The following is a 26,738-nucleotide window of genomic DNA, read 5'->3' as shown; positions in this document are numbered from 1 at the left end:
AGTCCAGAACCGGCTCAGTCCAGAACCGGCTCAGTCCAGATCCAGTGCCGTCATGTCCTGGCCGCCGAACGCCTCAGCGGTGGCCTTGCGGGCGTAGGGATTCGCGCGGTACTGCTTCAGCGTCGGCACCTGCTTCCACAGGATCCTGATCTTGGCCGGCGCGGCTCGATCGACGACGACCGGCAGGTCCATGCCGTCCACGACCCACCGGCTCGCGGGCTCCGCCGCCCAGTGCGAGACCGGCGTCGGGGGCAGCCCGGGAGCGTTGACGACGCCCACGTACTTCACGCGCGAGCCCCGCCGGTCCTTGGCGGTGAGCCGGAGCGTGCCCACCACCGGGTCCCGGTACCTGCGCACAAACCGCCAGATGGTGAATCCGAGGTCGCCCATGCGCGACAGTATGGCGTCCCGTCCGGCAGCGGTGGAGCCTTCCTCAATGGTGTGGCCGGAATGCGTCACCGGAGGTGGGCCCGGACCATGGAACTGTGAAGCCATCAGCGTTGGTGACAGGCGCCACCGGCTACATCGGCGGGCGCCTGGTCCCCGAACTCCTCACCGCCGGATTCGACGTGCGATGTCTGGCCCGCGACCCCGACCGCCTGCGCGACCACGCCTGGGCCGACCGCGTCCGACGCGTGCGGGGCGACGTCCTGGCGCCGGAGACGCTCAAACCGGCGCTGGAAGGCATCGATGTCGCCTTCTACCTCATCCACTCCCTGACCACCGGCCCCGGCTTCGAGCGGACCGAGGAGACGGCGGCGCGCAATTTCGCTGCCGCCGCCCGGGAAGCGGGCGTTTCCCGCATCGTCTACCTCGGCGGCATGGCGCCGGAAGGGACCCCTGCCGCGGAGCTGTCGCCGCATCTGCGCTCCCGTCTCCGCGTCGGCCGAGCCCTTCGCGCGTCGGGGATCCCGACCGTCGAGCTGCGCGCCGCGGTCGTCATCGGGTCCGGATCGGCCTCCTTCGAGATGCTGCGCTACCTCACCGAGCGCCTGCCGGTCATGGTGACCCCGAAGTGGGTCGGCACCCGCATCCAGCCGATCGCGGTCCGCGACGTGCTGCGCTACCTCGTCGGCAGCGCCGCCGCGCCGGACGACGCCGTGGGCTCCGGGGGAGTGTTCGACATCGGCGGTCCGGACGTCCTGACCTACCGCCAGATGATGCTGCGCTACGCGCGGGTCGCCGGTCTGCCGCGCCGCTGGATCCTCCCGGTCCCGGTGCTGACGCCGGGCCTGTCAAGCCACTGGGTCGGCGCGGTCACCCCGGTGCCGGCCTCGATCGCCAGGCCGCTGGTGGAGTCGCTGCGCCATGAGGTGGTCTGCGCCGACCACCGGATCGCCGAGCTGGTTCCGGACCCGCCGCGGGGCCTGATCGGCTTCGACGAGGCGGTCCGGCTGGCCCGCGCCCGCGTCCAGGAGGCCACCGTGGCGACCCGCTGGTCCTCGGCCTCGGTGCCCGGCGCGCCGAGCGATCCGCTGCCCACCGACCCGGAATGGGCCGGCGGCAGCCTGTATCGCGACGTGCGCGAGGCCGAGGTCGACATCGCGCCGGAGCGGGTGTGGCGCGCCGTGGAGGCGATCGGCGGGCAGACCGGCTGGTACTCGTTCCCGCTGGCCTGGGCGGTCCGCGGCTGGCTGGACCGGATGGTCGGCGGCATCGGCCTGCGCCGCGGCCGCCGCGACCCGCACACCCTGCGCCTGGGCGACACGCTGGACTTCTGGCGCGTCGAAGCACTCGAACGCGGCCGCCTGCTGCGCCTGCGCGCGGAGATGAAGCTGCCCGGCCTGGCCTGGCTGGAGATGCGTGTCGAGGCCACGCCTGAAGGGCGCACTCGCTACTGCCAGCGCGCCCTCTTCTTTCCCCACGGACTGTTCGGTCACCTGTACTGGTGGTCCGTGGCCCCGTTTCACGCGGTCGTCTTCGGCGGCATGGTCCGCAACTTGTTGAGGGCGGCGCGCGGGGACTGAGGATCGGCGGCGAGCGTCTCGGCCGGAGCCGTCGCGAGCTGTCCCTGGGCGAGCTGCTGTTGTGCGAGCTCTGCGACGTCGGGATGCCGCGCCTGGTAGTAGGGATTGTCGTACGGCAGGTACAGATTGACGCGTCCGTACATGCCGAACGTCATCATGATCAGCCCGACGACGAAGCTGAAGAAGACGTTGGACAGGCCGAAGGCCAGGAAGTTGGCCTTCGTGTCCATCACCGCCAGGCCCATCAGGCCGGCCAGGATGAACACCACGCCCATGATCATGTTCACCGTCGAGGCGACGTTCCCGCCGATCCGGGCCGCCGCCAGCAGGAGCACGGCGGTCGCGATCGAGGCGACGGACAGCAGGCCGTTGCTCGACATGCCCATCACGTGCTCCCCGCGGGTGCCGAAGAAGGGGATGGAGTCGAGCAGGCCCATGATCCCGAACACCAGCAGCACCACGGCGGACAGGATCGAGCCCCAGCGGTAGACCTGGCCGAGGCGGTGGTCGGGGGGAAGGTGTTCTTGCAGCGCCACCATGGCAGAGCCCCTTTCGGGAACCGGACGCGCCGGTGTCCGTCGGCCACCCGCGGTTTTTGAGCGAGTGATTTAACCGACTGCTCAATCCTGGCACGGGGTGGCGCGGCGGGCAGGTCGGCGGCGGGTCGGGGTTCACCCGTTTGGCGCAATCCGGCGCCGGTGGAGTTGTCAGTCGGCCTCGGAGTCACCCGATTTAGCGCGTCCACCAGCGGATTCGCCGGTGGATCCGGCGGCGGGCCCGGCGGCCGCGCGCCCCTTCTTGGCGGTCCGGCGCACCGCGCCCCGCAGCGCACGCTGCGTCACCGGGCTCATCCGGTCCAGCCGCTCGGCGAGCATCCCGAGGTCGTCCAGGGCCGCGGCGGCAAGGTCGTCGCCCTCCGGATCGACCACCGCCATCAGCTCCATCCCGATGAAGGAGGCTGACACCGCGTGCGCCAGGCCCGGCGCGTCCGCGACCTCGGCCAGTACCGAGCCGGCCAGGACCCGGTTCAGCACGTCCTCGATCTCGGCGATCCACAGCCGCAGCGCGTCCCGCGTCGCCGCCGCGAACACCGGGTTGGTCTGCGCCCCGGCCAGCAACTGCCCCAGGATGGCGACGTTGCCCGCCTCCCGTTCCCGGACCCGCACCTCCCGCCCGACGTGCCGCAACTCCCGCAGCGAGCGCACCTGGGCGAACCGCTCCCGGTACAGCGCGACCTGCTCCTCGGTGGAGCGCAGGGTCGCGGCGGCCAGCAGCTCGTCCACACTGCCGAAGTGGTAGAAGATCAATGCCTGGTTCACCCCGGCCGCCGCGGCGATGGTGCGGGCGGACACGCCGGCGATGCCCTGCATGCGCAGCGCCTTGATCGTGCCTTCCAGCAGGCGGTTGCGGGTGTCGGTGCTCATTGCTCAGACGCTAGCCGATCAGGGTGCGAAAACCCGGCGTGTGGGCCCGGGAATGAAGCCGGTGCGCCGGCATGTTGATCACCCTCGATCGACTTCACCTCCCGAGCCGAAGGCAGGCCCATGACCTCCTCGCCGAGCACGATGCGCGCTGTCCGACTCTCCGGCCCCGGCCCGGTGGAGAACCTGGAGCCGACCACCCTGCCGCTCCCGCCCGAGAAGGACGGCTGGGTCCGCATCCGCGTCGAGGCGTTCGGCCTCAACCGCTCGGAGCTCAAGCTCCGGCTCGGCGTGAGCGTGGGGGTCAGCTTCCCCCGGGTGCCCGGCATCGAGGCCGCCGGCACCGTCGACGCCGCCCCGGCCGGCAGCGGCCTGGTCCGCGGGCAGAAGGTGGTCGCGATGATGGGGGACATGGGCCGTACCTACGACGGCGGATACGCCGAGTACACCTCGGTTCCGCTGGCCCAGGTCATCCCCGTCGACACCGACCTGCCCTGGGAAGTGCTCGGCGCGCTGCCGGAGATGGTGCAGACCGCCTACGGCTCGCTCACCGTCGGGCTGGACATCCAGCCCGGCCAGACGGTGCTGATCCGCGGCGGGACGTCGTCGGTCGGCCTGGCCGCCGCGGCTCTGGCGAAATGGCGCGGCTGCACCGTGCTGTCCACGACCCGGCAGGCCGATCGGCTGGCTCTGCTGAAGGAGCGCGGGGTCGACCATCCGCTGCTCGACACCGGTGAGGTCGCCTCCGCTGTGCGCGAGCTGTACCCGGACGGCGTCGACGCGGCCCTGGACCTGGTCGGCACGCCGACGCTGCCCGACACGCTGCGCACGGTCCGGGTGCACGGCACGGCCTGCTTCGGCGGCAGCCTGTCCAACCAGTACAGCGTGCGGGACTTCTCGCCGAACGAGTACCTGCCGCGCGGTGTACGGCTGGCCGGCTACTTCGGCGATGCCAGCGACCTGCCGCGGGACGTGTTCCAGGAGATCCTCGACGCCGTCGCCGCCGGGCGGCTGGCCTTCCCGGTGGACCGCGTCTACGAGGGACTGGAGCAGGTGCGGCAGGCGCACGACGACATGGAGCACGATCGCGCCACCGGCAAGCTCGTGGTGCGTGTCCGGCACTAGGGGTGAGGGTCCGGCGCGTGCCCGATGCCCGATGCCCGATGCCTGATGTCCGACGCCCACCGCTCCGCGCGTCAGCGCAGCGAGCTGCCGATCATCAGCGGATTCATCGCGCCGTCCGAGGTGTCGTACGCACCGGACACCGTCAGCTGCCCGTCGCCGTAGACCGCGGCGTACGGCGCGTCGAACACGCCGCGGGCCGGCAGCCCCAGATCGGTCCACTTCCGGCCGTCGAAGGCCTCGCTGTAGGGCGTGCCGTCGGCCCGGGTGTAGCCGATGAACGCGATGCCGGAGGGGGTTTCGGCGATCGCGAAGACCTCGCCGGCGCCGGGAGCCGCGACCCGGGTCCAGCGGCGCCCGTCGTAGTGCTCGACGAGCGGCCCGGAGGCGGAGCCGGCGTCGCCGGCGGCCCAGATGTCGTGCGGGCCCTCGGCGAGCACCTGGTTGAGCTCCCCGCCGCCCGGTTCGGCGGGCAGGCCCGGTACCCGGCTCCAGGTCTCGCCGTCGAAGTGCAGCGCCAGCGGCTGCGCGTTCAGCGAGCCGACCGCCCACACGTCGTCCGGGCCGGTCGCGGTGACGGACGTCAGGTAGGCGGCGGCGGCGTCGACCGGCAGTTTCGTCGCCTGCCACGCGGTGCCGTCCCAGTGCTCGACGATGCTGTCCGGCACGATCTCCTGGCCGCGCACCACCTCGACGGTGCCCACGGCCCAGGCGTCGTGCTGATTCAGGGTACTGATGCCGAGCAGATCGGCCGCGAAGACGTCGGAGGGCACCGGCACCGGCGCGGTGCGCCACCTCCGGCCGTCCCAGTGCTCGGTGAAGATCGGCTTCCCGTACGAGTCGGCGGACCCGGGATCGTTGTCGCCGACCACCCACACGTCATCGGCGCTGTGCGCGGAGATCGCGTTCGCGCGCGAACGCAGCGCGTCTCCCGGAGTCGCCACCGGCTGCCATCCCTTGCCGTTCCGGTCGTCGCGGGACAGCACCACCGGATTCAGGATCGTCGCCTTGCCGGCGGTGGGTGTCACCCGGAATCCGGCGGCCCACGTGATGTGCGGCGTGAGGCTGGTCAGGGCCAGGATGTTGCCGGAGGCGACCGGCACCGGCTGCGCCTGCCATCCCGCCGCGGCCTGGGCGCCGCCGGCCGTCGTCACCGCGAGGGCGCCGGCGGCCAGCAGTACCGACAGCGGCCGTGTCTTGGAGGTCATCGTCTCTGCCTTCGTGTCCTGAGACGACCGAATGCCGCCTCTAGTGGTAACTAGAGGCGGCAGGACCCTGAAACAGTTACAGCCACCCTCGCCGAGCGGCCTTGATGCCGGCCTCGAACCGGGAGCCGGCGTCCAGGCGCCGCATGAGGTCCGCCATGATGCGCCGCACCGTGCGCAGCGAGACCCCGAGCTTCTTGGCCGCGGTCTCGTCGGTGGCGCCGTCGGCGAGCATGGTCAGCAGGATGCGTTCGGTGTCGGACAGGCCGGTGCCGCTGTCGACCGGGTTGCCGACGTCCAGCGGGGCGGCGTTGTGCCACACCGATTCGAACAGCTCCAGGAGCGAGGCGACGACGCCGGGCGCGCGCACCAGCAGCACTCCGCTGCCGCGGACGGTCCGGTCCACGGGGACGACGGCGACACGGCGGTCGCTGATGTAGAGGCGCTGCGGGAGGGTGGGGCTGGTGCGGACGTCTGCTCCCGCGGCCTGCATCTCGCGGGCGTAGCCCAGCAGGGGAGGGTCGTTGCGGATGGCTTCGAGGTAGAGCAGCCGGAGGGCCACGCCGCGCTGGAGCAGGTCGGCGTCCAGGGGCCTGGCGTCGGCGAGCATCTGGGCGGGCAGGCCGGTCATCGGCAGGAGCGAGTCGACGCTGGTCGTGGTGGCGTAGCTGAGCTGCTCGAACCGGGCGTGGACCGCGTCGGCGCCGGCGATGTGCTCGACGCGGTCGTCGTCGGCGTCCCGCGCGGAGGCCGTGACGGTCCTGGTGATCCGGTCGGTCTCGTCCATGCCTCCATGCGTATCAGAGGCCGCCGACTGTGGACGTGGCCGACGGCTCCCTCCCTCAACCGATGATCGGCGAGGCGATCACCACCGTCACATCAGCCGCCTGTGCGCCGGTGCGATAGACGTGCGGGGCGTCCCCGGCGAAGGCGAACAGGTCGCCGCGACGCAGCTGGGTCGGCGCGTCGGCGGGGCCGGCGGTCAGTCGGCCGCTGGAGATCAGCAGGTGCTCGATGGTGCCGGTCGCGTGCGGTACGCCGTCCAGCTCGGTGTGGGCCGGGACCCGCAGCCGCCAGATCTCAAGGCTGTGTCCGCTGCTGATGCGCCGCAGCAGTTCCCGGCCGACCTCGCCCTCGGCCAGCTCCGTGCCGGGGACCAGGACCGGTCCGGGATCGGTGTCGCGGGTGAGCAGGTCGGTCAGCGGGATCAGCAGGGCGACGGCCAGGGCGTCCAGCGTCTCGATCGTCGGATTGCCTTTGCCCGCCTCGAGTTGCGACAGCGTCGCCTTGCTCAGTCCGGCTCGGCGGGCCAACTCGGCGCTGCTCATGCCGCGCTGCTCGCGGCGTCGGCGGATCTGCGCGCCGATCGCGGCGGCGGTGCTGCTGGCGGGCGGCCGGTCCCGGGAGGGGTCGGCCATCATCGCTCCCGGTGCGCGGCGTCGTAGGAGACCCGGATCCGGCCCTTCTTCACTTTGAGTGTCGGCAGCGTGATGCCGGCCAGATCGCCGAGGCTGCGCACGTGCGTGCCGCCGCAGGGTGCCGCGTGCAGGCCGTCCAGGTGCACGATGCGCCGTCCCGCGTCGTCGAGCTCCCAGGTCACCGCCAGGTCGCGCGCGACAGCCCCGGCCACGGCGGCGCGCACCGCCTCGGTGGCCTCCTCGCGACCGTCAGGGCTCTGCAACCGCACGTCCGATTCCGGCGCCGTGAACTCGATCCGGGCCTGCCCCGGGAAGTGGTTGCTCGCGGCCAGGGCCCAGCCCTGAGCCCGGCAGGCCGCCTCGACCAGATGCCCGGCGGTGTGCAGCGCGGCGTGCTGCATGCGGGCCTGGAGGTCTATCCGGGCTTTGACTCGCTGTCCTGTCTCGAACGCCGGCAGCGTCGGCAGTGTCGGCAGCGGATCGTCACCCGAGCCCTGCGGGGACGCCGCAGACACTGCGGACACCGCCACGATCAAGCCGGTATCCCGATCCCGCACCGGAACGATCTCGTGGTCGTCCACCCAGCCGCGATCGGCGGGCTGGCCGCCGCCCTGCGGATGGAAGAGACAGTGCTCCACGGCCACCCACGGCGCGCCGTCGAGCGTGCCGACCGCGACTACCCGCGTGGCTGCCTGATCCTCGTAGGTGTCGTGGTAGTACGCGCTGACCTGGCCGAAGCCTTCTGGCGTACCGTTATAGTGAACCATCCGTTCACTATAACTCACCGAATAGATTGACCGGATGAGCTTTGAGAGCCGGCGCATGGAGACAGAGCTGGCCGCGCTCCGCTTCCTGTCTGACGATCTGGGACTGTCGCTCACCCCGCGAGTGATCGCGGCCGATCTGTCCGCTCGACTCCTCGTCCTGGAGGATCTCGCGCCTCGTGTCGCGCTGGACCACCTCATCTGTCGCGACGGCGTCGAGGCGCATCGCGGGCGCCTGGCCGCCTTCGCGCGCGTGCTGGGGGAGTTGGGAGCGGCCACCGCCGGCCACGCGGAGCGGTACCGCGAACGCCTAGGCGCGCCGGATGACCCCGACCGCTTCGCCGCGCTCTGGACCCGGGCGCACCAGGACGCCGCCGCGATCGGGGTGCCCATCGCCGGACCGGCCGCGTCCGACCTCGCCGCCGCGCTCGACGAGCTGCGCGCGCCGGGCTCGTTCCTTGCGCTGAGCAACGGGGACGCGGAGTCCAACAACTGCCTCGTCCATGAATCAGGGCCCGCCGATGCCCGGCTGATCGACTTCGAGGCGGCCGGGTACGGCCATGCCCTGCTCGATGCGGTCTGTCTGCACGTTCCCGGACCGCGGTGGCTCTCCGTCGGCGACCCCGCGGCCGGCGGCCTCGCCGACGAGTATCGGCGGGCGCTGGCTTGCGGCGTGCCTGAGGCGCAGGATGACCGGCGCTACGGATTCGCTCTCGCCGCGGCCTGCGCCTCCTGGGCGTTGCTGCGTCTCCAGCGTTTCGCCCTCCTCGACGAGCGCTCGCCCGGCGACCACAGCCGACTCCAAATCGTGGAGACCGTGGAGTCGGCTGCCCGCACCGCCACGGCTCATCGCGCCGTGCCGGGACTGGCCGGCTGGCTGCGGCGCGTGGGCGAGACGATGCGGCGCCGGTGGCCCGACGCGGATGTGGACCTGTCCGATCGGCCCTACGCCCCGCGCCGCTGAAGCTGTCCGGCCGCGGTGCCGCTCAGGCCAGCGGCTCGTGGTTCGCCCAGCCGACCTTGTACGGATGGCGTGCCTGCCAGTGGTGGATGACCTCCTCGATGCCCGGCGCCGCGAAGGCCTTCCCCAGCGCCTCGCGGTCGGCGACGGTGATCTGCACGATCGCCGTCGCGATCAGCGCCGGGATCTCCTCCTCGCCGGGGACCGGGATGTGGCGCGCCGCCGTGAAGGACTGGAGGACGCCGCTCTCGCGCAGGACGCGTTCGATGTCTGAGAGATATTGATCCAGCTCGGTGTCCGGCAATGGATCGGCGAACGAGACAATCATCGTGTGGTTGATCATGCGCCAATTCTCGGCAGCGTGGACCGGCGCTGTCCAAGATCTGTTGGGTCTTCGGCGATAACCTGGAGGCATGAGTGACTTGGAGACCCGCGAGCTGGAGTACTTCCTCGCGGTCGCGGACGAGCTGCACTTCGGCCGGGCCGCCGTCCGGCTCTCCATCGCGCAGCCGGCGCTGTCGAAGGCGATCCGGCGGATCGAGAACCGGCTCGGCGTCGTGTTGTTCGAGCGGTCCAGCCGGCACGTCGCGCTGACCGCAGCCGGGACGGCGTTGCAGGAGTACGGGCGATACGCGCTCAACGCCGTCGGCGCCGCCGTCCGACAGGCGCAAAGCGCCGGAGGCGTGCGGACCCACCTGCGGTTCGTGCTCAAGCCCGGCGGCGACGGCGGGCTGCTGTCCGCGATGCTCGCCGCCTATGCCGAGCAGCCGGACGCCCGGCACGTAGACATCTTGTTCAGCGGCCCCGCCGATCGGGCCGACTTCCTGCTCGACGGCCGCGCCGACGTCGGTCTGCTCTACGCGCCGTTCGACCCGCTGGACGGCCTGGCCCACGAGCGGCTGTACACCGAGGACCGGGTCGCGGTCGTCGCGACCGGGCATCGGCTGGCCGGGCGGGACTCGGTGCTCATGGCCGATCTGGAGGGCGAGCAGCGGCCGCTGTGGAAAGGCATTGCCGGGCAAGGCGATGACGGCTCGCCGGGCGCGGTGTCCGACGTCATGCAGATGCTGCACATGATCGCCGTGAGCCGCGTGGTCGAGGTGCTGCCGCGCTCGCTCGTCCCGCCGCTGCCGGCCGGCGTGGTGCTAGTCCCGGTCGCCGACGCGCCGCCGAGCCACCTCGTGCTGGCCTGGAACGAACACGACCGCCGGCCGCTGGTGGCCTCGTTCGTCCAGGCGGTCCTCAAGGCGGTCCTCAAGGCGGCGCGGTGAAGGTATGCGGATCATGCATGGGATGTCTGCAAAACCCGCGCTTGTCGCAGGGGTAAGGGGTACTGCACGCTCGGCAGATGAACAAACCGCAGACGATCGCCGTCCTCGGCCTCGGGCATTTGGGCTCCGCGATCGCGAAACGCCTTGCCGGGCAAGGGCTGGACGTCGTCGGATGGACGCGCTCGGGCGCGGGGGATCCGAACGAGGCGGTGGCGGAAGCCGACGTCGTGCTGCTGTGCCTGTTCGACGGGACCGCGTGCCGGGAGGTGCTCGATCGCGTTCAGGACTCTGTGAAAGCCGGCGCGGTCATCCTCAACACCAGCACCATCGCGCCCGCCGAGGCAGCCGAGCTCGCGCGGCGATTCGGGCCGGACTATGTGCACGTACCGGTGCTGGGGTCGGTGCGTGCCATGGAGGCCGGTGCGGTACAGCTTCTCGCCGCCGGTGACGCAGAGCCCTTCGACAGGGTCCGGCCGGTCCTGGACGCGCTCGGCACTGTGCGCCGGATCGGCGACGCGGCCACCGCCGCGGCACTGAAGCTGGTCGCGAACTCCAGCCTCGCCGGCGCGGTCCTCGCGCTGCGCGACGCGCTGCAGCAGGCCGAGGCGCTGGGGCTGGCGCGCGACGAGGCGCTGGACGTCCTCGAACTCGGCCAACTCGGCGGGCTCGTCTCGCGCAAGCGGAGCCATCTCACGCAGCCTCCGACGGCTTCGGACGCGGAGTTCACCATCGGCGCGCTGGCCAAGGACATGGCGCTGCTGGCCGACGCTTCTACCAGGCCGGTGCCCAGCGCCGCCGAACTGGCCGACGCCGCCGGGGTGCCCGGGGCCGATATCGCGGTCGTGGCCACGACGCCGGCCGTGGACGAATCAGTTCTCGAATCAGTGCTCGAGCCGCTGCGTGCCTACATCCGCGGTCACGCCACCGGGGATCCCGTGCACTTCCGCGAGGCGTTCCTGCCCAGCGCGCACGTCGAGGGAATCCGGGACGGGGCCTTCGTCTCCTGGCCGCTGGAGCAGTACTGCTCGCTGTTCGCCGGTCGGCCGGCCGCTGACGAGGCGACGCGGACGCGCCGGATCGACAGCGTCCGTGTCCACGGGACGGCCGCGTCGGCGAGCATGACACTGCACCACGGCGCAGACACGTTCACCGACATCTTCCTGCTGGCCAAGGCCGAGGGACGGTGGCGGATCGCGAACAAGGCCTACCACCGGTACTAACTCAGCGCCCGACCACGTCCTGCACGATCTCCCGGGCGAAACCGAACGCGGTCGTCATCCCGACCCCGGCGGTCACCGCCGCGACGCGCACGCCCTCGGCCGGCGTGGCGTCCAGGAACGGCTGCGGGGCCGAGGCGTAGACGCCGCGCCAGCGCTCACGGACCGTCAGCCGCTCGACGCCGAGCAGCTTCGCCGTCTCGCGCAGGACCGCCGCGTCGAGCTCCTCGTCCTGGAACGGCGCGAGGGTGGTCGCGTAGCTGTGGGTGTCGCCTATGGTCAGCGTCCCGTCGGGGCGCTGCGTGAACATCAGGTTCAGGCCGATGCCGACCAGGTCCGGCGTCTCGGCGGTGAGGCGGTCGCGCAGCGCGGGCAGCGAGGGGCAGTCGGCGAAGCCGCCGTAGCGGAGCATCGAGTACCCGGTCTGCACCGCCGGTTCTATGGCGCGGCCGGAGGGGTTGTCGACGCGGAGCATGCGCAGGGCGCAGCGCTGGACCCCGTGCTCGGCGGCCAGGCCGGGGAAGTGGCGGTCCACGTCGTGGCCGGTGGCCAGGATGACGTGGTCGGCATGGATGAGGCCGCGGCTGGTCGCGGCCCGTCCGGTCTCGATGTCGTGCGCGGTCGTGTTCCAGCGGAAGCGGACGCCGCGCGCCGCGAGGTGCCCGGCGATCTTCGCGGCCGCCTCGCGCGGGTCCACCCGCAGGTCCTGCGGCAGCCAGGCGCCGCCGACCACGCCCGGCCCGAAGGAGGCGTGCCCGGCCACCTCGGCGGCTGTGACCATCCGGGCCTCGTCGCCGCGCAGTCCGGCGAACTCCTCCAGGACGGCGAGTTCGTCACCGCTGCGCGCGACCATCAGCGTCCCGGTGCGCCGGGCCCAGAACCCGGCGGCCTCGGACAGCCGGAGCCAGGTCTGGCGGGCGACCCGGCCGTAGTCCAGCGCCTTGCCGGACTGCGCGGTCGCGCAGGCGTGGCCGAAGTTGCGCACCGAGGCCCCGACCGCCCGCTCGTCGCGCTCGACGACGATGACCGACAGGCCGCGCTCCACCGCCTCGTGGGCGCAGGCCAGGCCGACGATCCCGGCTCCGATGACGAGTACGTCCGCTGATTCCGAATCCGGATTCGCCATGTGGTCCCGTCCCTTGCCGCGTCGCTGGTCGTCTTGATCGGCAAGCTAGGACGCCCGGCGCCGACACGCTGGAACACGATCCGAACGCCACGTTAACGGCACCTGTCCAAACGGGGCGATGACGCGATCGGCGGTCGCCGGCCGGCGACCGCCGCGCCCGGCTCAGTCCGCGAGGCGCGCGGGGAACCCGCCGGTGGCGACCGGACCCCAGCGGCGCGGCGTGACCCGGATCAGCGACTTGCCCTGCTTCACCATCGCCTCCCGGTACTCGTCCCAGTCCGGGTGCTCGCCGGAGATGTTGCGGAAGTACTCGACCAGCGGCTCGACCGAGTCCGGGACGTCCAGGACCTCGGCGTCGCCGTCGATCTGGACCCACGGGCCGTTCCACTCGTCCGACAGCACCACGACGCTGACCGCGGCGTCGCGGCGCGCGTTGGCGGTCTTCGCCCGCTCCGGGTAGGTGGACATGACCAGGCGCCCGGAGTCGTCGACGCCACAGGTCAGGGGGGAGGCCTGCGGGGTGCCGTCGGCGCGGCGGGTGATCAGCAGGGCGCGGTGGCGCGGCCGGACGAAGTCCAGCAGGTCCGCGAGTTCGACGGAGGTGTTGGTGGCGATGGTACGGGGCATGTCTCCGACCTTACCCATCCGGCTCACTGAAAACGGCAACCCGGATTCGGCGCGTCTTCTGATAGTGGGCTGTTGACCGGATCCACGTACAGCACGTCCATCACCAGCGGTGTCGTCCCCAGATTCCGGTCGATCTGGACGTTGTCCGCCCCGCCGGGCTCCACGAACGACGAGTTGCTGCTGTAGACCTCGGTCGACCCGCAGTCCGACTCGTTGTGCGTCAGCGTGCCCTGTTCGACGTACACGGCCAGCGTCCCGTCGTGCCACTGCCACCCCGTGCTGCCGCCGGGCTGGACGGTGATCTGACGAAGCACGCGCTCCTCGCCCGCGAGGGTGCTCCGGCCCTTCTCGATGGCCGACACCCCCGACGCGGCCGTGGCGCCCGCCACCCCCGGCGTGAGCGCGGTGACGGCGGCGATCGCGCCGGCGAGGGCGAGACGATGGCGGACCAGCGGCATGGACGGCTCCCTGTTCGAGGTCTGGTATGAGATGGTTCGCCCCAGGTTACCCAGGATGCGCATACCGGTGTGTGACCTCGGAGGGTGAAAGCAGGGCGCCTGCCGCGGCCAGGGCGCCGAGGCTGCCGAAACAGCACCTTGACCTGCCCCCTCACGCACGGCTCCGGCAACGTCTACCCTTAAGGGAGGCACAGCGGCACAAGGCAATACGGGGCACGGTCCGAGCCGCTTCACATCAGTACTGGGAAGCACTGGGAAGCACTGGGAGCACGGATGAGCTCGGTACCGGCTGAGCGCTCGGTCGATCCCCTGGTCGGATCCGAGGACAGCGGCCCCACGGTTCTGCGCATGCTGCTGGGATCGCAGCTGCGCAAGCTGCGCGTCGCCGCCGGCGTCACCCGCGGTGCCGCCGGCTACGAGATCCGCTGTTCGCACACCAAGATCAGCCGTATGGAACTGGGCCAGGTCAGCTTCAAGCGGCGGGATGTGGCCGATCTGCTGACCCTGTACGGGGTCGGCGACGAGGCCGAGCGCGAGGCCATCCTCACCCTGGCCGGCCAGGCCAACGCCCGGGGCTGGTGGCACGGCTTCGCGGACCTGATGCCGGGCTGGTTCGAGGTCTACGTCGGCCTGGAGGAGGCCGCCTCGGTCATCCGCGTCTACGAGGCGCAGTTCATGCCCGGGCTGCTGCAGAGCGAGGACTACGCGCGCGCCGTCATCCGCGACGGGTATCCGCTGGCCTCCGCCGACGAGATCGAGCGCCGCGTGCGCCTGCGGATGAACCGGGCCCGGCTGGTGCACAGTCCCGAGCCGCCGCGGATCTGGTCGATCGTCGACGAGGCCGCGGTGCGGCGCCAGCCCGGCGGCGCGGCCGTCATGCGGGCCCAGCTGGAGCACCTGGTGGAGCTGTGCAAGCTGCCGCACGTCACGGTCCAGGTCGCGCCGTTCGCCCGCGGCGGACCGGCGGCGGCCGGGCCGTTCACCATCCTGCGCTTCGCCGAGCCGGCGCTGCCGGACATCGTCTACCTGGAACAGCTCACCGGGGCGGCGTACCTGGACAAGCGCGAGGACCTGGACGCCTACACGACGGTGGTGGACCAGCTGGCCGTGCAGGCGCTGTCGCCCTCGGAGACCGTCGCCTTCCTGACCCGGATGATCGAAGGCTACTGACGGGTACCGATAGTAGGGCTCTTATTCCGTTCCGGGCCGTCCTCGGGGAAAGATGGCCCCTATGACCAACGAAGCGCAGGACCGGCCCGCGGCGCACATCGACAGCAGCGTTCCGCACTCGGCCCGGATCTTCAACTACTGGCTGGGCGGCAAGGACAACTATCCCGCCGACCGCGTGGCGGGCGACCATTTCCGCGAGGTCTTCCCGGAGATCGTCGACCTGGCGCGCAGCGGCCGGCAGTTCCTTGTGCGCACCGTGCGCCACTTGGTGGTCGAGACCGGCGTGCGCCAGTTCCTGGACGTCGGCACCGGGCTGCCCACGGCCAACAACACCCACGAGATCGCGCAGGGCATCGCGCCGGAATCGCGCATCGTGTACGTGGACAACGATCCGCTGGTCCTGGCGCACGCGCAGGCGCTGCTGGTCGGCACGCCCGAAGGCGCGACAGACTACATCGAGGCCGACCTCGACGACCCCGAGACGATCCTGACCCAGGCCGCCAAGACCCTGGATCTGAACGAGCCGGTCGCGATCGTGCTGATGGGCATCCTGGCGCACATCGAGGAGTACGACCGCGCGCTGGCGATCGTGCGCCGCCTGATGGACGCCGTCCCCTCCGGCAGCTACCTGGTGGTCCGCGACGGCACCGACACCAACGCCGCCTACCAGGAGGCCATCAGCCGCTACAACCAGAGCGGCGCGGTGCCGTACAACCTGCGCAGCCCCGAGCAGATCGCCGGCTATCTCGAGGGGCTGGAACTGGTCGAGCCCGGCCTGGTGCCGTGCCCGCTGTGGCGCCCGGACCCGACGGACATCGGGACGCCGGTGGAGCTGGCCGTCCTGGGGGCCATCGGGCGCAAGCCCCGACGGGGCCGCTATGACGAGGCAGGCCGACCCCACGCCGCGTGAGCGGCGTGAGTCGCCGACCCCGCCTCAGTTCGCCTTGGCGTAGTCGGTGAACCCCTGCCAGTCGATCATGACGCAGGGCTCCTGGCCGACCACCCAGGCGTCGTGCCCGGGAGCGATCTCCAGGAACTCGCCGGGGCCGATGTCGGCCTGGTCGCCGTCGTCCATGACCACGTGCATGTGGCCGGACAGGCAGTAGCCGATGTGCGCGGCTTCGCAGCTCTCGGTGTGGGCGATCGGTTTGACGTGCTTGGACCACTGCCAGCCCGGTTCGAAGACGGCGCGGCCGAAACCGCCCTCGTCCATGGCGACCAGGTCTAGGTGGCCCATGCCCTGCTCGAAGGGGCGGGTCTCCTCGGGCTTGTCCAGCGATAGGTGTAAGAGGCCTTTCATAGGTCCTCCCGGGTTCTGGCCCGGCCCCGCCGGGGCCGGGCGGCGGTGGTGGCGCGGTGGCGCGGTGTCAGTGGGTGACCGGGACCTTCTCCTCGACGAGGAAGGTCTTGAGCTGCTCGCGGAACTCCGGCGTGTCGGTCTCGCCGTGCACGGCGACCGCGTGCATCGTCGCGGCGTCCAGGACCTCCTGCTCCTCGCCGGAGATCGTCAGCGTGCAGTTCATCTCGCTGGGGAACTGTCGGCAGTCGGCGACTTTGCGGGTCATGGGATTGCCCTCTTTCCAGGAGCCGTCACCGCCCCGGCGGCGCGCCGAGGCGGCCTACCCCTCATTCAAGCCCGGTCGGGAGCACGCGGCGATCGTGCTACTGCATTTAGGTGACCCTTTGGCCGTCTCGGCGCGGGCGAGCCGTGCGGCGCGCGGCGATTGCGATTACGCTGCGCACTCGGACGCGGTGCCGGAACGGCTCGGGGATCTACAGTGACCCCATGACCGACCCCGGCGGCACTCCGCGCGACCTCGTCCCCGTCTTCGAGGGCTTCCGCGCCATGAACGCCGTCCAGACCTCGCCGCTGTACGACCACCTCAACACCGCGTTCATCGCAGAGCCCGAACTCGCGGCGCCCCTGCTGGCGGCACCGCCGACCGAACGGCTGCCGCTGCTGATGTTCGCCGCGGTCCACTACCTGCTGCGCAACGCCCCCGACGACGCCGGGGCCGACGCGGCCCTGGCCGCCTACTACCCGTCCCTCGGCGGCACCAGGACGCCGGACGCGGAGCTGGTCGGCACCTTCCGGGACTTCGTCGCCCGGCGCGACACCGAACTGCGGGCCCTGACATCGACGCGGGTCACGCAGACCAACGAGGCCCGGCGCGCGGCCGTGATCCGTCCGGCCCTGGCCGCGGCGCAGAAACGAGCCGGGGAAAGGGAGATCGCGCTCGTCGAGATCGGGTGCAGCAGTGGCCTGATGCTCCTGCCGGATTGCTACGGCTACCGCTACCGCCAGCCCGACGGTTCCGTGTTCGCCTTCGGGGACCTGGCGGTCCCCGAGCTCGTGCTGGAGACCGAGGTCCGCGGCAGCGCCGCCGTCCCGGACTGGCCGGCCGCACCGCTGCGCATCGCCTCGCGCGTGGGCATCGACCGCAACCCGATCGACGCCGCCGACGCCGACCAGACCGACTGGCTCCGCGCCTGCGTCTGGCCCGAGCACCTGGACCGCCTGGCCCGGCTGGAAGCCGCCCTGGCGCAGGCCCGGCAGGCCCGGCTGGACCTCCGGCGCGGGGACCTGTTCGACCTGCTGCCCGCCGCCGTCGCCGAGGCACCGCGCGACGCGGTCGTGGTGGTGCTGTCCTCCCACGTCCTGCCCTACCTGGCGACGGCGGACCGGCCGGCCGTCGCCGAGCGTGTCGCAGAGCTCTCCCGGACGCGGGATCTCATGCTCGTCCTCAACGAGGACCATCGGCTGAGCCGCCTGTTCGGCGTCCGGGCCCCCGGCGAAGACGGCTACGTCGCCTCGTCGCTCGTCGACTACACCGGCTCCGGGGGGCCGACCGCGCCCACTGCCCCGACCGCGCCGACCGCGCGGACCGAGCCGACCGCCACCGCGTTCGCGAAGGTCGACCCCCATGGGAGCTGGCTGGAGTGGTTCTGAGCGGTGGAGGCGGCCGCTATGGCGTCAGTGTGAGCTTGTCCTTCGTGGCGGCCAGCACCGCGGGCCTGGAGTACGGCCACGGCAGCGTCCGGAAGGTGCGCCACAGCGGCAGCTGGTCCAGGTAGTGCGGATCGTCGACGTGGCCGGAGGCGCCGGTGAGGTTCACCCAGGTCGAGGCGTCCAGATCCGACAGGTCGACGACCATCCGCATCGAGGGCAGCTCGTCGACCGAGAAGTCCTTGGCGATGTCGAATCCGGTCGCGTCCACGACCGACGAGCCGCCGGACACCGGCACCGGATCGCCGTTCACCAGCCACTTGACGAACCGCGGCCCGCCGGTGCCCAGCGTCTGGTTGGTCGGCGTCAGCTTGTGCAGCGCGCCCCACTGCCAGCCCTTCACATCAGAACCCTGTTGTGAGGTCAGCTCGGCGCTGGCCTGATCCATCGCCTCGGCCAGCAACGCGTCGCGGTTCCCGTTCCACCAGAAGCTGGACGCGTCCGGCAGCAGGTTCGTCGCCACCGCGAACCAGCGGTCGCCGCCGTCCACGTCGACCGAGGACGGCAGCTTGGCCTCGAAGGCGTCCTTGCAGATGAACTTCCAGACCTCGTAGAAGTACGCCGCGGCGGCCGAGGTGTCAGGGGTCGTATAGTCCCAGCCGTTGAACAACGTGACCGCTGCCTGTGTCTGCTTCGTCGATGACGCCGGAAGCTTTTGCAGATACGGCACCAGCACGGACGCGAACTCGTTGCGGGTGTCGGACTGGATGGCGCGCATCCCGGCGGCGTCGATCTTCTTGCCGTCGGCGGTGGCGGCCTGCAGGCGCTTGGTGATCTCGTTCGCGCGGTATCCGTAGTCGAAGTCCTCCGAGAGCAGATACGGATACTGCGGCCCGATGATCGGGTTGTTGGCGGTGGCCACGAAGCCGTCGGCCGGGTTCAGCACGTGCGGCAGCTGGTCGAAGGGGATGTAGCCGGTCCACTCGTACTGGTCGGTCCAGCCGGGCACCGGCCAGCGGCCGTCGCCGTTCCTGCGGATCGGGATCTGGCCGGGGGTCTGGTAGCCGATGTTGCCGGAGGTGTCCGCGTAGATCATGTTCTGCGACGGCACGGCGAAGTCCGCCGCCGAGGCCCGGAACGACGCCCAGTCGGTCGCGCGGTCCAGGGCGAACAGTGCGTCGGCGGTGTGCCCGGGGGTCAGCGCCGTCCACCGCAACGCCACGGCGTATCCGTTGCCGGCACTGGCGATGTCCTTGTCGGCGTCGGAGACCAGCGGGCCCTGGTTCGTGGTGCGGACGGTGATCGGGACGGACTTGCCGCCGGCGACCTTGATGGTCTCCTGCCGGATAGTCAGGGGCACCTGGTGGCCGTCGTACTCGTAGGTGCTGCCGCTGACCTTCTCCAGGACCAGGTCGCTGACGTCCTCGGTGCCGTTGGTGAAGCCCCAGGCCACGGTCGGGGTGTGGCCGATCACCACGCCGGGGGTGCCGGGCATGGTGAATCCGGTGACGTCGTAGGGGCAGGCCGCGTCCACGGTCGTGCAGTGCAGGCCCATCTGATACCAGATCGAGGGCAGCTGCGGGGCCAGGTGCGGGTCGTTGGCCAGCAGCGGTTTGCCGGTGGCGGTCAGGTCGCCGGAGACCACCCAGGAGTTGGAGCCGACGCCTTCGACCGTCGGTTGCAGGAAGGCGGGGAGGGCGGAGACTGTGTGCGACAGATTGGCCAGTGCACTGGCCGCCGACGCCGGGAGTGCGGCTCCGGACAGCGGGGCGTCCGCGGTCGGGTCGGCGTTCTGGTCGAAGGCGCCGTTCACGACAGCACCCTGATGCACGATCACCGGATGCGAGGCCGGGTAGGGCGGGAACAGCTGGTCCACCTGGTTCTTGGCCACCGTCTGCGAGGACAGGGCGCGGTCGATCTCGGACTGCATGTTGTCGCGCAGGTCCCAGGCCAGGGCCTTGAGCCAGGACAGCGAGTCCACCGGGGTCCAGGCGTAGGGGGTGTAGTCGGTCTGCAGGCCGAGGATCGCGTACTCCACTGACGCTTTGGAACCCTTGTGATCCTTCAAATACGCGTTCACGCCATCGCAGTAGGCGTTCAGGTACGCCTTGGTCTGCGCGCTCAGGCCGTCGTACTCCTGCTGGGCGACGTCGCGCCAGCCCATCGTGCGGATGAACTTGTCGGTGTCGACCTGGCCGGAGCCGAACATCTCGGACAGCCGGCCGGCGGTGACGTGGCGGTAGACGTCCATCTGCCAGAAGCGGTCCTGGGCCTGGACGTAGCCCTGGGCGAAGAACAGGTCGTGCGTGGTGGAGGCGTAGAGCTGCGGGACGCCTTGGGCGTCGCGGTCCACTTCGACGCTCGCCGACAGGCCACTGACGTGCAGGGTGCCCTTGGTCTGCGGGTACGAGGCGTGCAGGGAGGCGTTCACCCACCAGGTGCCGGCGCCGGCCAGGGCCACGAGCAGGACCGCGACGGCCGCGGCGGTGATCTTGAGCTTTCTGAAGCGGCGGCGCGGGCGCGGGGCGGGAGTCGGAGTCGGAGCGGGGGGCGCCTCGGGCTCCGGTTCGGCCTCGAGTTCCGGTTCTGTCTCGGGCTCCGGTTCGGCCTCGGGCTCGGGTTCAGCCCCGGCTTCGGACTGCTCGCCGGCCGTCGCCGCGGACGGCGGGACGGTCGGTTCCTGGGGATCGTCGTCGGTCCGCATCGCGGCAGATTACGGGGCCCCGTCGGGCGTTGGGAATAGCCTGGCGGCATGCTGAAGTGGGCTTGGTTGTCTATTGACCGTCCGGAACACGCGTTCGAGGAAAGTGCCCGGTTCTGGACCACAGTCACGGGCAGCACGCTGTCCGCGCGCCGGGGCGAGCGCGGCGAGTTCGCGACGCTGCTGCCCGCCGGCGGCGGCGACGCGTCGCTGAAACTGCAGGGCGTGCTGAGCGGGAACGGCGCGCACATCGACCTCGAGTTCGACGACTTCGAGAGGGCCCTGGCGCGGGCGGTCGACCTCGGCGGCACGGTGGTCGAGCGCGACGGCGAGTGGGCGTATGTGACCTCCCCGACCGGATACGGGCTCTGCGTCACCGCCTGGCACGGGGCGTGGCGGGCGGCGGGCCCGTTCGCGGCCGCCGACGGCCGGCGCAGCCGGCTGGACCAGGTGTGCATCGACATCGCGCCGTCCGCGCACGATGCCGAGGTCGCGTTCTGGGGCGGCCTGACCGGCCTGCACGTGGTGCCGAGCAGCCGGTGGGAGGAGTTCAGCTGGCTGGAGCGGCCGGCGGGGTTCCCGGTCGAGGTGCTGTTCCAGCGGCTCGGCGAGGAGCGCGCGACGTCGGCGCACCTGGACGTCAGCAGCTCGGACGCCGACGCCGAGCGGGCGTGGCACGAGTCGCTGGGCGCGGAGTTCGTGCACGAGGGCGGGAACTGGCTGGTGATGCGCGATCCCGGGGGCGGGACCTACTGCCTGATCCGGCGCGAGCCAGAAGCCTGAGATACTGCCCCGGCCGGCTCAGGGCATATCCTCCCGCCGCCGGTTCGGCGCCACGCGTACCCGGTCGCGTCCGGACTCCTTGGCCGCGTACAGCGCCATGTCGGCGGCGATGACCAGGTCGTCCAGCGCCGCGGCGGAGTCCGGGACGGTCGCCACGCCCACGCTGACGGTCACCGGATGCGTCCAGCCGCGCGAGGCGGCCCAGACCTCGGCGCGCAGGGCGTCGGCGCGGGCCCTGGCCTGCGGCGCCGGGCAGTCGGGGAGCAGGACGCCGAACTCCTCGCCGCCGACGCGGCTGACGGTGTCGCTGGCCCGCACCAGGCGCGGCAGCAGGTCGCCGAGCGCGGCCAGGGTGTCGTCGCCGGCGGCGTGCCCCCAGGTGTCGTTGATCTTCTTGAAGTGGTCGACGTCCACCGCCAGCAGCGACAACGGCGCCCGGGTCCGCCGCTGCCGGGCCACCTCGCGCTCCAGCGCCGCGTCGAACGCCCGCCGGTTGCTCAGCCCGGTGAGCGGATCGGTGCTGGCCTGCTCGGCCAGCGCCGCCTTGAGCCGGTCGGCCTGGTCCCGCACCCGCAGGATCACCACCAGCGTGAGCGCCATCGAGGTGGTGGTCTCCACCCACGCCTCGAACCGTCCCGGCCCCGACCCCTCGGCCAGGATGACGACGAGGCACCCGGCGACGATGGCCAGCGTCCAGTACGCGGTCCGCCGCGGCAGCAGATACGCGGCGAACAGCAGCGGCCACACGAGCAGCAGCATGCCGTCGACGGCGTTGCTGTGGTTCACCGAGAGCGTGACAGTGATCAGCAACGCCGCGACCGCCGGCGTCGCACGCAACACCGGATCCGGTGCGGGCATCGGCAGCATCACGAAGACCAGCCCCCACGTGGCCGCGATGGCGCACGCGCCGAGGAACGTGAACCACCCGACGGAGAAGATGCCGCTCTGCACCCCGAGCACGAGCGTCAGGAACGCGCCGAGCCCGGCCCCGATGAGCAGCAGCTGCCCGGCGAAGCGTGTGGCGAACCGCCGGTGCTCCACCTCGGAGTGCTCCCAGACGGCGGTCACGGACAGGTGCCGGGGATGCGGCCGACGGAAGCGGCGGTGCCGGATCGCGGGGGAGGAGGGGTCCTTGGGGAAGCGGGTCGACGCGGCCAGCTGCGGCGGCTGTGCGGGGGCGATGAGGCGCGGCGCGGCTTCGGGGGAGGGGTCGGGGGCGGGGGCAGCTGGCTTCGGTGGGGCTTCGGGCTGCTGCTCGGCTGAGAGGCCGGCGGCGGCCGGCGATGAGCGCGGGGCTGCGGGGTCGCGGGGCCAGGGCCCGGGCGCGTTGCCGGTGGCGCTCGACCGCGAAGCTTCAGCCTGCTGCTCCGCCGCCCGGTCGCCGCCCGATCGCGCCCCGCTCTGCCGCCCGCCGCTCACCAGCCCGCCCCGTTCTGCTCCTCGCCGTCGCGCTCGCCCTCGCCGCCGTTCGCGTCCTCCGCGTCCCCGGCGTCTCCCGCATCCCCGGCATCCCCGGCATCCCCCGCGTCCTCCGCATCCGCCCTGAGCGGCAGCTTCACCCGCCCGTCGCGCATCAGCCGCGTGGCGTCGCGGACCGGCATCGGGCGCGCGTACAGGTACCCCTGTCCGAGATCGGCGCCCATGCGGGCCAGGGCCCGGCGCTGCTGCGCGGTCTCCACGCCCTCGGCGACCACCATCAGCGCCAGCGACTTCGCGATGCCGATGATGCCCTGCACCAGGGCCGTCTGCCTCGGTTCGTCGGGGACGCCGTCCACGAAGGCCTTGTCGATCTTCAGCGCGCTGACCGGCAGGTCCCGCAGGTAGGACAGCGAGGAGTAGCCCGTGCCGAAGTCGTCCAGGGACACGCCCACGCCGCGGCGGGTCAAGGTCCTGAGGTTGGCCAGGGCGGTGCCGGCCCGGTCGATCAGCGAGCTCTCGGTGGCCTCCACCATCAGGAACGCCGGGTCCAGCCCGGCGTCGGTGAGGGCCCTGCCGACCTCGTCGGGGAAGCCGGGGTCGCGCAGCTGGTGCGCCGAGACGTTCACCGAGATCTTCACCGGGGCCACGCCCTGGGCCAGGCGGGTGATGTTCCAGCGCGCCGCCTGCTCGGTGGCGGTGCGCAGGATCCAGCGGCCCAGCGGCAGGATCTGGCCGGTGGCCTCGGCCAGCGGGATGAACTCGTCCGGCGGCATGATCGTGCCGTCCGGCTGCGGCCAGCGCACCAGGGCCTCGAAGCCGCCGATGTCGCCGTCGTCGAGCCAGACGATCGGCTGGTAGTAGAGCTCGAAGGAGCCCTCGGCCAGGGCGCGGTCCAGGCCGGAGCGGCGGGCCGCGGTGAGCGCCAGGTCGGCCCGCAGCCGGGGGTCGTACTCGCGCCAGGTGTTGGGGCCGGCGCCGCGGGCGGCGTGCAGGGTCATCTCGGCGTCGGCCAGCAGCGAGGCCCCGGTGGCCTCGGTCGTGCAGGTGGCCAGGGCGCCGGAGGTGGTGACGGCGATCGGCCCGACGTAGAACGGCTTGTCCTCGCCGGGCATCCCGGTGGGCAGCACCGGGGTCTCGTCGGCGCGACGCACGGCCAGCACCGCGAACTCGTCGCCCCCGGTGCGGGCCAGCACGTCGCCGGGCCCGAGCCGGGACTTGATCCGCTCGGCGACGTCGCGCAGCACCTCGTCCCCGGCCTCGCGGCCGTGGAAGTCGTTGATCTCCCGGAACCGGTCCAGGTCCATCAGGATCACGCTCACCGACACCGTCGGCGAGGCCAGCTCGACCGCGTCCTCCAGCCCGCGCAGGAACGCCAGCCGGTTCGGCAGGTCCGTGAGCGGGTCGCGGTAGGCGTGCCGCTGCAGCGTGCGCGCCAGCCCGCGCGCGGTGGTCACGTCGTGCAGCGACAGCACGAAGCCGCCGACCGTCGGCTCGGCGCGCAGGTCGGCGATGGTCGCCTCGACCTCGTGCGGATCGCCGCCGCCGGACACGATCTCCCAGTCCCGGCTCACCGGCGGCTGCGGCGTCGGGTCCCCGACCCGCACCGCGACCTCGGCGGCGTAGACCTTGCCGATCACCTCGGTCAGCGGCCGGTCCCGCAGCGGCCGGTCGCCGAACAGCCGCCCCGAGGACGGCGAGGCGTAGCGGACCACCAGCTCGGTGTCGACGATCAGGATCGTGTCCGAGGTGTTCTGCACCAGCGCCCGGAAGTACGCCTCGCTGTCCCGGCGGGTGATCTCCTGGGTCAGCGCGATCCGCTCCAGCGCCGCGGACGCCTGCCGGCCCAGGATCTCCAGCGCCCCGCCGAGCACCGCCAGGTCCTCCTCGGCCGCCGCGACGACCAGCACGCCGGAGGTGCCGTCCAGCGGCACCACCCCGGTGTGGTCCTGCGCGCCCAGCCGCTTGGCCATCGGCGGCGGCAGGTCGGCGGTGTGCATGACGTTGACCGGATGGAAGTGCTCGCGCCGCTTCGTCCCGCCGGCCGCCGTGCTGGTGTACGGCTCGTCCTCGGCCGCGGCGAGCACGGCGGCGGCCGCGCAGACCGTGCTCAGCGTCGTGCGCCACCGCGCGGACTCGCTGTCCGCCAGCGCGGCCGGGGGATGGGCGTGTCCGACCCCTGCGCCGCCGTTCAGGCTCCCGGCCTCGGCCACCCGCACCCCTTCGGTCCCGTTCACGGCCACCAGCACCGTGTGCGCCGCCTTGCGGCCGGCGAACAGCCCCGCCGCCCCCTCGGCCAGCGCCGCGGCCACCTGCCCGCGCCCGCCGGCCACGCCCAGGCCCTCGCTGGCGGCCAGCAGGATCGACTCCCGCGCCAGCGCCTGCCGGTGCTGGCGCACCATCACCGCGACCCGCGCCAGGATCATCAGGTACACCCCCAGGCCGATCACCGGCCCGGCCCAGCCGGTCGGCAGGTCGCCCTCGGCCAGCTCCACGGCGTTGATGGCCGGCGTCACCAGCGCGGCCAGCACCAGCGGGGCGATCCGGGGCGGCCGGGACCAGGCGGTCGGCAGCGCGTCGCGGGCCGACCGCACCGGTCTGGTCAGGTCGTGCGCCGAGGGCACCATCGCCGCGGCCGCCCACAGGCCCGCGAACAACAGCCAGGCGAGTTCCAGCAGCGCGTTGCCGGCGTGCGAGTCGAACCAGTCGGCGGAGTTCAGCCGCAGCGAGGACTCCACGAGGTCGGCGCCGGTCTGGAACAGCGCGCCGACACTGAGCAGCCACAGCGCGGCGCTGCGCGGCCCCGGCGAGATGAGCAGCCGCAGCAGCATGCCCAGCAGCAGCAGGTCGCCGAGCGGGTCCAGGATGGCGATCAGCCGGTAGTCCCAGGGCACTCCGGTGTCCTGGTAGCCCGGCACGATCAGGTAGACCCAGGCCGCGTAGGCACCGGCGAACACCACGATCAGCGCGTCCAGCGTCCCGGCCGAGTCCCGGCCGACCAGCCGGTGCTTCATCACCAGCCGCAGACCCAGCAGCGCCAGTGGGTAGCCGAGCAGCCCGAGCCAGTCGGCGAAGTTCGGCACGGTGTGGCGCGCGTAGGCGAAGTCGGTGTGGTTGGAGGCCGTCAGCAGCCCGGCGGAGGCGGCCAGCAGGTACCAGGCGTGCGCGTACGGCGGCCGGTTGGCCCGGATCCCCACCGCCATCGCGGCGGTGGTCCACGCGGCGATGGCGAACCACGCCGTGCTGCGCACGGTGCCGTGGGACGGGAAGAACACAGCCAGGATCACCACGAGCGCGACGGCCAGGATGCCGAACAGGCGCCGTTCGCGCCCTGGCCAGCCCGACAGCAGCGACGGTGATCGCATGCCTCAAAGCTGTCACAGGCGCCGTCGCGGCGCCTGTTGAGGGCGAGGCGCGGGTGTCAGATGAGCGTCAAGGGGTGGTCACCGGCCGTATACGCACCCGGTCAGCCGCGAGGCTGGTAGACGACCCCGATCGGCTTGGGCCGCGGGTTCGGGCCGAAGTGCACGACGTACCATTCCCCGCGCCAGGAGATCAGCGAGAACAGCCCGAAGGACTTCGTCTTGCCGCCGGCGGTATAGGTCAGCCGCGATCCGTAGACGCGGTAGTACGACAGTTTGTTCGTCTCCTCGCCCGGCAGGATCCACTCCGCGGCCTTGGCCGGCACGCTCACCCCGACCAGCTTCGCGTCCTTGGCGTCGGAGCCGAGCAGCCGGTGCGCGGCGTGGATGTCGAGCTTGTAGAACCCGATGAGCCGGTTCTCATAGTCCGACCCGGCGTTGGACAGGGCCTTCACCTGGAGATAGGCGCTCTTCGGGAAGAAGAACGGCATGGCCTCGGCCGGGTCGTCGTCCACGATGCCCTGCCACAGGGCGTTGACCCCGGCCGTGAACTGCGGGTCGGTGTCCGTGGGCATGGCCTTGGTCTGCGGCAGCGTCCCCGGATCGACGCTGGGGGTGCTGGAGGGGGCCGACGGCGCCGCCGGCTGCGAGGGCGTCGACGCCGGAGCGGACGGCGTACCGGGAGCGCCGCCCGCCTCGGTGCCGGATGTCACCGCCGCCGGCACCGCGCTCGGGCCCGACGACGAGCCGCCGCAGCCGGCCACGGCGAGCAGCAGCACAGTCGAGGCCGCCATAGCGCACA

26 protein-coding genes are annotated in these 26,738 nt (G+C 72.0%); 9 read left to right on the top strand and 17 right to left on the bottom strand.

All coding sequences use genetic code 11. The annotated features are described in order from the left end of the window. Positions 1-30 precede the first annotated feature (30 nt). On the bottom strand, positions 31-390 hold the full coding sequence (locus tag ABH926_RS06885; protein WP_370364498.1) for a hypothetical protein: 360 nt from the start codon (positions 388-390) through the stop codon (positions 31-33). Between the two features lie 95 nt (positions 391-485). On the opposite strand from ABH926_RS06885, the gene ABH926_RS06880 reads away from it, so the two are divergent. Further along, positions 486-1,967 (top strand): SDR family oxidoreductase, encoded by a 1,482-nt coding sequence (locus ABH926_RS06880; protein WP_370364497.1) that lies wholly within the window; start codon positions 486-488, stop codon positions 1,965-1,967. On the opposite strand, the gene ABH926_RS06875 is transcribed toward ABH926_RS06880, so the two are convergent. Then, entirely contained in the window at positions 1,907-2,506 is a 600-nt protein-coding gene (locus ABH926_RS06875) for a DUF4383 domain-containing protein (RefSeq protein WP_370364495.1), read from the bottom strand. The two genes, ABH926_RS06880 and ABH926_RS06875, sit on opposite strands and share 61 nt — an antisense overlap. A 168-nt stretch (positions 2,507-2,674) precedes the next feature. Next, entirely contained in the window at positions 2,675-3,391 is a 717-nt protein-coding gene (locus tag ABH926_RS06870) for a TetR/AcrR family transcriptional regulator (protein ID WP_370364494.1), read from the bottom strand. 120 nt (positions 3,392-3,511) lie between these two features. On the opposite strand from ABH926_RS06870, the gene ABH926_RS06865 reads away from it, so the two are divergent. Further along, entirely contained in the window at positions 3,512-4,513 is a 1,002-nt protein-coding gene (locus tag ABH926_RS06865) for a zinc-binding dehydrogenase (protein ID WP_370364493.1), read from the top strand. Positions 4,514-4,584: 71 nt separating this feature from the next. Here ABH926_RS06865 and ABH926_RS06860 read toward each other — a convergent pair whose 3' ends face one another. From ABH926_RS06860 to ABH926_RS06845, 4 genes are all read right to left on the bottom strand, one after another. After that, positions 4,585-5,718, bottom strand: coding sequence for a hypothetical protein (locus ABH926_RS06860; protein WP_370364492.1), 1,134 nt, complete (start codon positions 5,716-5,718; stop codon positions 4,585-4,587). A 76-nt stretch (positions 5,719-5,794) separates the two neighbouring features. Continuing rightward, the gene (locus ABH926_RS06855; protein WP_370364491.1) at positions 5,795-6,502 is read right to left on the bottom strand and encodes a LuxR C-terminal-related transcriptional regulator; all 708 of its coding nucleotides are present in this window, start codon (positions 6,500-6,502) and stop codon (positions 5,795-5,797) included. 55 nt (positions 6,503-6,557) lie between these two features. Continuing rightward, positions 6,558-7,136 (bottom strand): helix-turn-helix domain-containing protein, encoded by a 579-nt coding sequence (locus ABH926_RS06850; RefSeq protein WP_370364490.1) that lies wholly within the window; start codon positions 7,134-7,136, stop codon positions 6,558-6,560. Further along, positions 7,133-7,900, bottom strand: coding sequence for a metal-dependent hydrolase (locus ABH926_RS06845; protein ID WP_370364489.1), 768 nt, complete (start codon positions 7,898-7,900; stop codon positions 7,133-7,135). Before ABH926_RS06845 ends, ABH926_RS06850 begins: the two co-directional genes overlap by 4 nt. A gap of 34 nt (positions 7,901-7,934) precedes the next feature. Between ABH926_RS06845 and ABH926_RS06840 the strand changes: the two genes are divergently transcribed. Then, on the top strand, positions 7,935-8,861 hold the full coding sequence (locus ABH926_RS06840; RefSeq protein WP_370364488.1) for a hypothetical protein: 927 nt from the start codon (positions 7,935-7,937) through the stop codon (positions 8,859-8,861). Positions 8,862-8,883: 22 nt separating this feature from the next. Here the strand turns inward: ABH926_RS06840 and ABH926_RS06835 are convergent, their stop codons facing one another. Beyond that, positions 8,884-9,201, bottom strand: coding sequence for a hypothetical protein (locus ABH926_RS06835; protein ID WP_370364487.1), 318 nt, complete (start codon positions 9,199-9,201; stop codon positions 8,884-8,886). A 70-nt stretch (positions 9,202-9,271) separates the two neighbouring features. Here ABH926_RS06835 and ABH926_RS06830 point away from each other — a divergent pair, with 70 nt between their 5' ends. Next, positions 9,272-10,129, top strand: coding sequence for a LysR family transcriptional regulator (locus tag ABH926_RS06830; RefSeq protein WP_370364486.1), 858 nt, complete (start codon positions 9,272-9,274; stop codon positions 10,127-10,129). Positions 10,130-10,206: 77 nt separating this feature from the next. Continuing rightward, positions 10,207-11,349, top strand: coding sequence for a nuclear transport factor 2 family protein (locus tag ABH926_RS06825; protein WP_370364485.1), 1,143 nt, complete (start codon positions 10,207-10,209; stop codon positions 11,347-11,349). Between the two features lies 1 nt (position 11,350). Here ABH926_RS06825 and ABH926_RS06820 read toward each other — a convergent pair whose 3' ends face one another. The 3 genes from ABH926_RS06820 to ABH926_RS06810 form a co-directional block, all read right to left on the bottom strand. Next, positions 11,351-12,472: a TIGR03364 family FAD-dependent oxidoreductase gene (locus ABH926_RS06820; RefSeq protein WP_370364484.1), complete on the bottom strand. Its 1,122-nt coding sequence runs from the start codon at positions 12,470-12,472 to the stop codon at positions 11,351-11,353. 162 nt (positions 12,473-12,634) lie between these two features. Further along, positions 12,635-13,099 carry a PPOX class F420-dependent oxidoreductase gene (locus tag ABH926_RS06815; protein ID WP_370364483.1) on the bottom strand — a complete coding sequence of 155 codons (465 nt, stop codon included), beginning with the start codon at positions 13,097-13,099 and terminating at the stop codon, positions 12,635-12,637. A gap of 23 nt (positions 13,100-13,122) precedes the next feature. After that, complete coding sequence (locus ABH926_RS06810) at positions 13,123-13,557, bottom strand: cupin (RefSeq protein ID WP_370364482.1); 435 nt, start codon at positions 13,555-13,557, stop codon at positions 13,123-13,125. Positions 13,558-13,830: 273 nt separating this feature from the next. On the opposite strand from ABH926_RS06810, the gene ABH926_RS06805 reads away from it, so the two are divergent. Together ABH926_RS06805 and ABH926_RS06800 are read left to right on the top strand one after the other, a co-directional pair. Continuing rightward, a complete protein-coding gene (locus ABH926_RS06805; RefSeq protein WP_370364481.1) occupies positions 13,831-14,727 on the top strand; it encodes a helix-turn-helix domain-containing protein in 897 nt (298 codons plus the stop codon). A 61-nt stretch (positions 14,728-14,788) separates the two neighbouring features. Next, on the top strand, positions 14,789-15,637 hold the full coding sequence (locus ABH926_RS06800; protein WP_370364480.1) for an SAM-dependent methyltransferase: 849 nt from the start codon (positions 14,789-14,791) through the stop codon (positions 15,635-15,637). Between the two features lie 24 nt (positions 15,638-15,661). Here the strand turns inward: ABH926_RS06800 and ABH926_RS06795 are convergent, their stop codons facing one another. Then, positions 15,662-16,027 (bottom strand): cupin domain-containing protein, encoded by a 366-nt coding sequence (locus ABH926_RS06795; protein ID WP_370364479.1) that lies wholly within the window; start codon positions 16,025-16,027, stop codon positions 15,662-15,664. Positions 16,028-16,094: 67 nt separating this feature from the next. Further along, complete coding sequence (locus ABH926_RS06790) at positions 16,095-16,292, bottom strand: DUF1059 domain-containing protein (protein ID WP_370364478.1); 198 nt, start codon at positions 16,290-16,292, stop codon at positions 16,095-16,097. A 221-nt stretch (positions 16,293-16,513) separates the two neighbouring features. Between ABH926_RS06790 and ABH926_RS06785 the strand changes: the two genes are divergently transcribed. Further along, a complete protein-coding gene (locus tag ABH926_RS06785) occupies positions 16,514-17,677 on the top strand; it encodes a DUF2332 family protein (RefSeq protein ID WP_370364477.1) in 1,164 nt (387 codons plus the stop codon). Between the two features lie 16 nt (positions 17,678-17,693). On the opposite strand, the gene ABH926_RS06780 is transcribed toward ABH926_RS06785, so the two are convergent. Continuing rightward, positions 17,694-20,378 (bottom strand): penicillin acylase family protein, encoded by a 2,685-nt coding sequence (locus ABH926_RS06780; RefSeq protein WP_370364476.1) that lies wholly within the window; start codon positions 20,376-20,378, stop codon positions 17,694-17,696. Between the two features lie 48 nt (positions 20,379-20,426). On the opposite strand from ABH926_RS06780, the gene ABH926_RS06775 reads away from it, so the two are divergent. Further along, complete coding sequence (locus ABH926_RS06775) at positions 20,427-21,158, top strand: VOC family protein (protein WP_370364475.1); 732 nt, start codon at positions 20,427-20,429, stop codon at positions 21,156-21,158. 18 nt (positions 21,159-21,176) lie between these two features. Here ABH926_RS06775 and ABH926_RS06770 read toward each other — a convergent pair whose 3' ends face one another. The 3 genes from ABH926_RS06770 to ABH926_RS06760 form a co-directional block, all read right to left on the bottom strand. Then, a complete protein-coding gene (locus ABH926_RS06770; RefSeq protein WP_370364474.1) occupies positions 21,177-22,577 on the bottom strand; it encodes a GGDEF domain-containing protein in 1,401 nt (466 codons plus the stop codon). Then, on the bottom strand, positions 22,574-25,939 hold the full coding sequence (locus ABH926_RS06765) for a putative bifunctional diguanylate cyclase/phosphodiesterase (protein ID WP_370364473.1): 3,366 nt from the start codon (positions 25,937-25,939) through the stop codon (positions 22,574-22,576). The genes ABH926_RS06770 and ABH926_RS06765 overlap by 4 nt, the downstream gene beginning before the upstream one ends. 101 nt (positions 25,940-26,040) lie before the next feature. Further along, on the bottom strand, positions 26,041-26,730 hold the full coding sequence (locus tag ABH926_RS06760; protein WP_370364472.1) for a hypothetical protein: 690 nt from the start codon (positions 26,728-26,730) through the stop codon (positions 26,041-26,043). Positions 26,731-26,738 lie beyond the last annotated feature (8 nt).

The organism is Catenulispora sp. GP43, from assembly GCF_041260665.1.
Lineage (GTDB): Bacteria > Actinomycetota > Actinomycetes > Streptomycetales > Catenulisporaceae > Catenulispora.
The sequence above is the reverse complement of the archived record's forward strand: the minus strand, read 5'-3'. Positions and strand labels throughout refer to the sequence as shown.